At 54.9% G+C, this 6,305-nt stretch carries 6 protein-coding genes and 1 tRNA gene; 5 read left to right on the forward strand and 2 right to left on the reverse strand.

Annotated features, from left to right (window positions below; all coding sequences use genetic code 11):
- Window positions 1–99 precede the first annotated feature (99 nt).
- Window positions 100–996, forward strand: coding sequence for a LysR family transcriptional regulator (locus tag WNY37_RS18425; RefSeq protein ID WP_342974932.1), 897 nt, complete (start codon window positions 100–102; stop codon window positions 994–996).
- Here the strand turns inward: WNY37_RS18425 and WNY37_RS18430 are convergent.
- Complete coding sequence (locus WNY37_RS18430; RefSeq protein WP_342974933.1) at window positions 991–1,875, reverse strand: LysR family transcriptional regulator; 885 nt, start codon at window positions 1,873–1,875, stop codon at window positions 991–993. The genes WNY37_RS18425 and WNY37_RS18430 overlap by 6 nt on opposite strands.
- Before the next feature lie 217 nt (window positions 1,876–2,092).
- Here WNY37_RS18430 and dctP point away from each other — a divergent pair, with 217 nt between their 5' ends.
- The 4 genes from dctP to WNY37_RS18450 all read left to right on the forward strand — a co-directional run bounded on the left by dctP (window position 2,093) and on the right by WNY37_RS18450 (window position 5,730).
- Window positions 2,093–3,088, forward strand: a complete 996-nt coding sequence (dctP, locus tag WNY37_RS18435) for a TRAP transporter substrate-binding protein DctP (protein WP_342974938.1) — start codon at window positions 2,093–2,095, stop codon at window positions 3,086–3,088.
- Window positions 3,089–3,161: 73 nt separating this feature from the next.
- Window positions 3,162–3,671: a TRAP transporter small permease subunit gene (locus WNY37_RS18440; RefSeq protein ID WP_342974934.1), complete on the forward strand. Its 510-nt coding sequence runs from the start codon at window positions 3,162–3,164 to the stop codon at window positions 3,669–3,671.
- Entirely contained in the window at window positions 3,671–4,972 is a 1,302-nt protein-coding gene (locus tag WNY37_RS18445; protein WP_342974935.1) for a TRAP transporter large permease, read from the forward strand. Before WNY37_RS18440 ends, WNY37_RS18445 begins: the two co-directional genes overlap by 1 nt.
- The gene (locus WNY37_RS18450; protein ID WP_342974936.1) at window positions 4,972–5,730 is read left to right on the forward strand and encodes an alpha/beta fold hydrolase; all 759 of its coding nucleotides are present in this window, start codon (window positions 4,972–4,974) and stop codon (window positions 5,728–5,730) included. The genes WNY37_RS18445 and WNY37_RS18450 overlap by 1 nt, the downstream gene beginning before the upstream one ends.
- Window positions 5,731–6,229: 499 nt before the next feature.
- Here the strand turns inward: WNY37_RS18450 and WNY37_RS18455 are convergent.
- Window positions 6,230–6,304 (reverse strand) — tRNA-Gln (locus tag WNY37_RS18455).
- Between the last annotated feature and the right edge of the window lies 1 nt (window position 6,305).

Below are 6,305 nucleotides of genomic sequence, written 5' to 3' on the forward strand. Positions count from 1 at the left end.
CCTGCAACTTAACGATCCAAATACAGCGAAGCTAATTCGAAATTAGTGGCATTAAATGCAAGAATTGCATTTTAAAGGCCACTCACGTATCAGTCGCATATGCAATTAGACTGGATTGATGACATCTTGGCCGTGATTGATACGGGCTCTCTCGCGCAGGCAGCAGAACGGCGTTTTCTGACGCAATCGGCATTCACCCGACGTGTTCGTGTGATCGAGGAAAAAATCGGCATCACCTTGTTTGATCGGTCGCGCAAGCCTGTTGCGATCATGCCGGGCGTACAGGCGTTGGAGCTGGAACTGCGTGATTTGAGCGCACGCTTGCGACGGTTGAAGCATGATTTGCTTGCGTCTGCCGATGGCGAGGCGGGGGGTGTGACCCTGGTCTGCCAACATGCGATTACGACGACGATATCCCCGTGGATCGTCAAAGAACTGACCCTGCGCGATGATACCTCGGTGCGGGTCCGGTCTGGCAACCGCGACGAATGCCTGACTCTGCTGTTGTCCGGCGAGGCGGATTTTGCAGTGACCTATGAGGCCCCCGACGAGCACATGCCGCTGTTGCCCCAAGGATTTGACACCGTCGACCTTGGCATTGATCAACTGGTGCCGGTCTGCACGCCCGCTCTGCTTGATCTTGGCGTAAGCGCATCAATTCCCGTGATCGCCTATCCGTCAGATGTATTTCTGGGGCGCATATTTCAACAGCATATTGCCCCGCGTTTGCCAGCGTCGATTGTGTTATCGCCCAAGGCTGAAACTGCACTGACACTGGCGGCATGTGAATATGCGCTTGGAAATATCGGCGTTGCATGGTTGCCGATGACCCTTGTCGCGCCGCATTTGACCAGTGGGCGACTGCGCCGTGTTTCCGATTTACCAGAGCAATCATTGCGAATTGTTATGATCCGGCTGGCGGGATCGTCACATGTCCGAAAAGACAAGATTTGGCAGATGCTCAAAACCCATCCGGATTTCCCCGGCGGATCATAGCGCGTTCCACACTTGCCGCCCGACCTTGTCAAGGCGGTCAAGAGAGCAGAACAGCGACAATGTCAGCGGCGTGCGCCACGTGTCCCCGCCCACAGCCACCACCAGCCCTGCTGTCATTTCCTCTGCCACGGCACCTTCTGGCAGCCATGCAACGCCGCTGCCTGACAGCATCCTGCGTTTGATCGCCTCAGTCAGCGCATCCATATATCGCAGCGCAAGTGGTGGCGTGCGTGCACCGATAGTCTGTTCAACCACAGCACCGAGGAAACTGCTGGGATCGTAGCCCAGATAAGGAATCTCCGTCCGTCCGGGCTGATCAAGGTCCCAACCATGCAAGCGCGCCGCAGTTGCTTGGGCAACGGGGATCATCTGCTCGGTACCGATGTCCTTGCGCGCGAACTGCTTTTCTTCAAAGACGGGTTGGATGTCCCTGTGCCGATAGTACAACAAAAAATCACATGTCCCCTCTGACAGAAGCTGACAACAGGTGCGCAGGTTGTCTGAATAGACTCGCACGCGCAGATTGGGGATCAGGTCCTCGAATTCCTCTATGCGGCGGGTCAGATAATTGACCGATAGCGTATGCAGCACGGCAAAGCGTTGAAATGCGGTCACGCCGCGTTCTTGGGCGCGTAGTGTTTGGCGGATGTCGGAGAGATTGGAGAGCGCTTCAAGCGCGACCGGCAAAAACTGCTGGCCAGCCTCGGACAATTGCACAGGGTAGCTGGATCGTTGGATCAGCGGTACGCCCAACCAGTTTTCCAACGACTTTATTCGTCGGCTGAATGCCGATTGCGTGACATTTCGTTCCTCGGCGGCGCGGGTGAAATTCAGTGTTCGCGCTAGGCACGCAAAATCACCCAACCAGTTTATGTCCATATTTGCGGCTCCATAGGAGGTCTTAGTATCTGATTTTAAACAATTATGCAATATTCGCATAACCTGATGTGATATTTGAGTTGGCCTAACTGTAAACCCGCCGCCTAGCTTTGGCGTCAAGCATTCTGGCGTCGGCGGCGCGTCGCGACCAGAAGGCCGAGGGTCCGGCGGGGAGGAAACCGTGAGGCGTGCCCGTACAAATTATTGGGAGGATACCATGACTATTTCTATGAAATCGACGACAGCGATTGCCGTTGCGTTGGCTACGAGTGTTGTCGCTGGCACAGCGACCGCTGAAACCACCATTCGCCTTAGCACATACGTGAACGAAGCTGACATACGTTATGAAGGTTTTTCGCATTTTGCAGATCTGGTTGCTGAAAAGACAGCCGGCTCGGTCAAAGTCGAAATCTTTCCGTCAGGCACTTTGCACGGCTGGTCCGAAGGCGTTGACTCGCTTCAAGGCGGTGTATCCGACATTAGCTGGATCAACGCAGATAATCGCCTGCCGTGTTACGCAGTGACCTCGCTTTATCCCGCCGAGGTCAGCCTCGAGGATCAAACCGGTCTAGATGCAGCCTATGCAGAACTGATCCGTGATGAGGCCGCAAATGCTGGTTTGGTTCCGATGATCAATTCGAACTATTCGTATGATCAAGAATGGTGGTTTGAAGACGGCATCGACGACATCGGTAATCTGGACGGCAAACTGGTGCGCTCTATCGGGCCATTGGTCAGCCTGATGATCGAAACATGGGGCGGCGAGCCGGTGTTTGTTGCACCCAAAGAGGTGTTTCAATCAGCCGAGCGTGGCGTTGTTGACGGGATCAACATGGGTGTCGCAACCTATAGCTCTTGGAAGCTGTGGAATGTGATGCCCTATATGGTCAATGCAAACCTGTTTTATGGCAACATTCAGTACATGATGAACAAGGACAAGTTTGATGCGCTGACCCCAGAAGAGCAGACAGCGCTTATGGCCGCGGCCGCCGAGACCGAAGTCTGGTTGCAGCCGCGCTATGAGGCATGGGTTGATCAGCAAGTCGGCAATGCGGTGATGCAAGGTGGCGGTGCTGCCGTATCGATCCCGGGCGAGCAACGCGCAAGCCTGATTGCTAGCGTCAAGCCAAAGTGGGACGAGACAGTCAACGAAGCCTGCGGTGTCGAGATGGCCGATAACATTCGGGCACTTCTGGCGAGCCACGCACCTTAAGCGTCACCTCCCTGTGGTGGCCACGGTAAACTGGCGGGGCCACCATTTCCCCTTTTAAAGATTGAGGTATGTCATGGCTGACGGTTTTGATCGCCTTATCAGCGGTGTGGAGCGACTGGTTGTTTGGCTCGCAGGTGCTGGTGCGGTAATTGTACTTGTCCAGATGCTTTGGATTTCTTACGGCGTTTTTGTCCGTTACGGGCTGGGCAAACCGGACCGGATGGTTACAGAGGCAACCGCGCTGTTGCTATTTCCCGTTGCATTCACCGGCCTGGCATTTGCCATGCGCGAGGATGCATTTCCCAAAGTGACAATGCTAACAGATCGGTTGCGGCCCGGTTTGCGGCGGTTTCTTGATATTGTGAACCACATCCTGATGTTGGGCGTCGGCAGTTTCTTTGCCTATGCCGGTGTCAGCGCGACCATCCGGGCATTCAACTCAGGTGTCGCCTCCGAGATATTGCACTGGCCGCGCTATTGGTTCTGGGCACCGGGTGCGTTCTCTCTTGTCGTCTTTTCAATTTACGTCGCGCTGCGCCTGATCCGTCTTCTGCGCAGACCTATCCCAACAGGAGAACTGTAATGGAATGGTATACTGTGGGCCTTGGCCTTTTGGGTCTTCTGATGCTCTTTATCACGATCGGCCTGCCAATTCCTTTTGCACTTGCGGCGGCGTCCTTGCCGTTTCTGTGGCAAATCCAAGGCTGGGACACCTCGATCGTTTCCGCCGAACTCAAGCTTTGGGGCGTGTGGATTGACTATATCCTGTTGGCCGTGCCGCTGTTTGTGTTTCTGGGTGAGTTGATTGGCAAGTCGAATATAGGACCGAACCTCTATCAATTCCTGCATCAAGGGGTGCGGATCAAAGGATCGGCCGCCTATGGGTCCATCGGTGCCAGTGCGGGATTTGGTGCAGTTTGCGGATCCTCCATGGTGGGCGCGCTGACAATCGGTGGCGTGGCCTTGCCCGAAATGCTGCGGTTGGGTTACGGGAAACGCCTGTCCAGTGGCGTCTTGGCAGCTGGCGGCACGCTATCGGTGCTGATCCCACCAAGCCTGATCCTACTGTTCTACGGTATTGTAACAGACCAAAGCATCGGAGACCTGTTCATTGCAGGGGTCGTCCCCGGTCTCATTCTGGTTTCTAGCTTTGTCGTCGTTGTCCTGATCTGGGGCATATTGAAACCCGAGGACATTCCAAGCAACGAAACTGCTACCAAAATGCCGATGAGGATGATCATGAGCACTGTTGGTCCGGTTGTTCTGATTGGCCTTGTAATTACGGTGGCTATCTATGCGGGTATCGCAACCCCAACCGAGGCCGCAGCCGTTGCTGCCCTGCTGACGGTTGTGTTGGCCTTTGGGGTCGGTGGTCTGACGTGGCAGGGATTTCGGGATTCGATCTATGCAACGATGCGGACGATGGGATATCTGGGACTGCTGTTATCTGCCGGTGTGCTGTTTGGATTTGTCCTGACGTATTACCGCGTGCCCCAGCAATTTACCGAATTGTTCCTGTCGTATGAATTGTCATCCTTCACCGTTCTGGCGATCGTGTTGGTGTTCTACATCATCCTTGGTATGTTCCTTGAACCCGTGTCGATGACATTTATCACGCTGCCAACGATCTACCCATTGATGGATGCCGCCGGTTTTGACCTGATCTGGTTTGGTGTGGTTTATACGATCACAATGGAGATTGCAGTGCTTACCCCGCCGGTGGGGCTCAACCTTTACGTGATCCAGGCAATCAGTCGTGACGAGGTCAGCATCGGTGATGTGATCACAGGGTGCCTACCTTTCATTGGCGCGATGATCCTGTTGATCGCAATCCTGATCATATCTCCACAGGTTGCCCTATGGCTGCCAGATCAGATGCGCTGATGATGAGACTTCCCTATCTACGTGCGGGGTCTGGCCACCCATTGGTGCTGATTCACGGCTACCTTGGTGGCGCAGCGCAATGGAAGCGTGAAATCGCACACTTTAGTACCCGATATGATGTGATCGCACCTGATTTGCCGGGCTTTGGGGCCGCGTCTGACCGCGCTGGATGTGACACAATCGCTGATATGGCCAAGGCTGTCTGCGCCTTGTTGGATGATCTTGGGGTCAAAGAGTTTGCCCTGCTTGGCCATTCGATGGGCGGGCAGATCGCACAGCAGATTGCGGCTGATCGACCAATGGCCGTGTCAAAGCTGATGCTCTATGGCACCGGCCCGCTGGGTCTGATGCCTGACCGGTTTGAGCCTATCGAGGTTTCGCGCCAGCGATTATCGGCGGATGGCGTGGCGCATACGATCGAACGAATAGGCGCGACATGGCTTAAGGCGGGACGTGATGCGCCCTGCTTTCCGCTTTTGGTCGATATCGGGGCGCGGGCAAATCCGCAGGCGGCTATGGCCGCATTGGACGCGATGGCGAATTGGGACGGCCGCGATGCATTGGCGGGGTTTCTGATGCCCACGCTCGTGATTTGGGGGGATTCAGATCGATCCTATCGTTGGCCACAGGTGCAGTCACTTTGGACAAGCATCCCGGACGTGCAGCTATCGGTGGTACCCGGAACGGCACATGCGCTCCACCTAGAGAAACCGGATTTGTTCAACTCACTGATCAGTGATTTCCTAGTGAACTACTAAAATTGGGAACGGCAATAGCTGCTTGTCTGAAGGCATTATTGCGATTTTTTTTGACTGTGAGGGCCAATTATGGAGCCAATGCTATAGTAGCCAATTTGCCCGTCGCGCAGAACTAGACAATAAGGGCTCACTGCGGACCTCGGATGCAGCGCAGCATCTTGCGATATCATGCATTGTCAACGTCGGGATGTCGTTGTGGGAGGCATGGCGGATCGGATGATCTGTGGCCAGACCGCTTCCATGAGCGGCTTCACCTCTGAGTGGTGCAAGCGACATCAGTTGCCCAGCAACTGCAGGATCAACGCGCGATGATTGCGACGCTCTGACGACCAAAAGCCGGACACCGCTACCGTGGAAATGCGGTCTGTAGGCACTTGGCGATGTTGTGCCAGAAGGAGCGAGCATCGTTGGGCTGGTGATATACGCCACCGCCGCAACCCACGGAAAACGCGCCAGTATATGGCGTGAAATCTGCACCGTCTGTAGTTGCGGAAAAATGTGGCTGGGGTGGAAGGATTCGAACCTTCGATCTCCTGTACCAAAAACAGTTGCCCTACCGCTAGGCCACACCCCAA

The organism is Henriciella sp. AS95 (assembly GCF_038900055.1).
GTDB lineage: Bacteria > Pseudomonadota > Alphaproteobacteria > Caulobacterales > Hyphomonadaceae > Henriciella.